Raw genomic sequence first — 1,790 nt, 5'->3', positions numbered from 1 at the left:
CCGTTCGCCGAACGAGAGGGCCAAAGCCTTGGCCCGCAACGGACTTCCCGGCTCATCGAACCGCACCGTCATGCACGAGTGGATCGAGTTGTCGATCATGTCGCGCTCGGGCATGATCGAGCCCGAGGCTGCGCCGGCGAGGAATTGGGCGTTCATGTTGGAGCTACCTTATTACAGGGGAAACTTCTGGTGCCACGGACAGCGGCCGCAGGTGGTGATTCCGATCTCGTTGAAGACGCCGCCGAACCGGAAGTAGTCCGGGTGCCGGCCATTGGCCCGGCACATCGGAACGCTCCGGCCGCCTGCGTCGTGGTCGCCCGCGAACGCCGGGCAGTCGCGCCGAACCACGTCGTCCGGTCCGGCGGCGACGATCGGCTCGACGGGCGAGTCGAAGCTGCGCTGCGGACGCTTCGGCCCCTGACGCCAGGCCCGCAGCATCGCCGCGGCTTTCTGCAGCGCGTCAATGGCCAGATCGCCGCACCGGCGGTCCGGCGGCCGAAGCACCATGCAGAACGGATCGTCCGCCATCGCGGTGGCCATGAATGCGTCGAACTGTCGCGCCCGCATCAGGCCCGACGTGCTCTTGCCGACCGGCCCGACGGTCAGAATCCCAGCGGCCCGGCAGACGTCCTGCATCAACCCGGGATACTGATACTGGATCCGCAAACCGGGCACGCAGTGGTTCAGATGCCGCTGCTTCGGCCAATAGTGGCCGACGTACGGAACGCGGAGGATTTCCTCGTAATAGTGCCAGAGCGTAACCGTGTTGACCTGCACGCCGAGGATCAGCACCTGGCCGTCCAACTCGACCAGCGGCTCGAACGGATTACCCGGCCCGCACGGCGTCGGCGAACCGCGATGCCCGCTCAATAGTTTCTCGGCCATCGGTCCCAGCGCCGCCCACGAATGCGTCGGATGGCAGCTCCGCAGCGTCCCAGGCCGGCGGCGCAGCGTCTCGGCGATCACCCCTTGAAAACCCGGCTGAGCGCTGGGGCACAACGCTTGCGGACACGGGCAGCCATCGGTGATGGCGAAATCCGCTGGATCGCCCCAGACGCTGTCGCGAAACGCTGGGACCATCAGCGTTCCTTTCGGCCCGATCGCCTCGAGGATCGCGTCAATCACCGTCTCAGCCCCGCCCTCGACCAAGCCCAGCGCGCTGAGCGAGCTGTGCATCATCACGGCATCGCCGGCTGAAAGTCCCAACGCACGAAAATCGTTCGCCAACCGCTGCCGCGTTATGCTGGCCATCGCTCGTCCTTTCGCCTACACCGGGTCCACCACATCGGAAAACTCTTTCAACGCCTTTTCGACCGCCTTCTTCTGGTCCGTCGTCAGCGGCTGAAGCGGCGGCGTAACGAACGGCTCACAAATCTTCAGCCGGGCCATCGCGTATTTAACCGCTACGTAGGCTGAGGGCACGGGCGAATAGAGGGCGTCGTAAAACTCCACCAGCCGCCGGTGCTTGTCAGCCGCGCCGCTCCAATCGCCTGCGACGGCTGTCCGATAGAGATCGACGCAGGCCCGCAGGCACAGGTTGCCCGGTCCGCCCATGGTAAAGTGGCGGATGCCGCCCAGCAGGGCCGGGCCGAAGACGGACTCGTCGCCGCTCATTACGGCGAAGCGGTTTTTCCTGGCGGCTTGGTGGTGGGCGGTTTGGACCTGGACGAACGGCATGTAGGCTTTGATCCCGATGACGCCGGGCACGTTCGGCAGTTTGGCGATGGTCCGCGGTTCCAGCCGGACGCCGACCTCGTCGTTCTGGTAGACCACCAGCGGCATGCGGCTCT

General features: G+C 65.7%; 3 protein-coding genes. All 3 read right to left on the bottom strand.

The features are described from left to right. A partial coding sequence (locus GXY33_22675; protein ID NLX07957.1) for a hypothetical protein occupies positions 1-156 on the bottom strand: 156 nt, incomplete at its 3' end. A 15-nt stretch (positions 157-171) separates the two neighbouring features. Then, the gene (locus GXY33_22670) at positions 172-1,251 is read right to left on the bottom strand and encodes an AAC(3) family N-acetyltransferase (GenBank protein NLX07956.1); all 1,080 of its coding nucleotides are present in this window, start codon (positions 1,249-1,251) and stop codon (positions 172-174) included. 15 nt (positions 1,252-1,266) lie between these two features. Then, on the bottom strand, positions 1,267-1,790 hold a 524-nt coding region (locus GXY33_22665; GenBank protein ID NLX07955.1), incomplete at its 5' end, for a dihydrodipicolinate synthase family protein.

The sequence above is a fragment of the Phycisphaerae bacterium genome (genome assembly GCA_012729815.1).
In the GTDB taxonomy this organism is placed as follows: Bacteria; Planctomycetota; Phycisphaerae; order JAAYCJ01; family JAAYCJ01; genus JAAYCJ01.
Note: the sequence above shows the minus strand (reverse complement) of the source record. Positions and strands in the feature narration are given on the sequence as shown.